At 59.6% G+C, this 223-nt stretch carries 1 pseudogene; it reads left to right on the plus strand.

From position 1 onward, the window contains the following. Positions 1 to 223: pseudogene (locus HNH97_RS17190) on the plus strand (IS5/IS1182 family transposase); the annotation flags it as partial.

The following is a 223-nucleotide window of genomic DNA, read 5'->3' on the forward strand; positions in this document are numbered from 1 at the left end:
GGTGCCGGATGCCAAAACGGTCTGGCTGTGTCAAAAGCGTCTGACCCAGGCGGGTGCGATCGATGGGCTGTTCAACCGCTTTGATGCCACCCTGCGCAACGCCGGGTATTTGCCGATGTCAGGCCAGATCCTGGATGCCACGCTGGTAGCGGCTCCGAAGCAGCGGAACACCAATGCAGAGAAAGCCGATCTTCGGGAAGGACGTATTCCTGAAGACTGGCAG

The organism is Gluconacetobacter entanii (genome assembly GCF_013155425.1).
GTDB lineage: Bacteria > Pseudomonadota > Alphaproteobacteria > Acetobacterales > Acetobacteraceae > Novacetimonas > Novacetimonas entanii.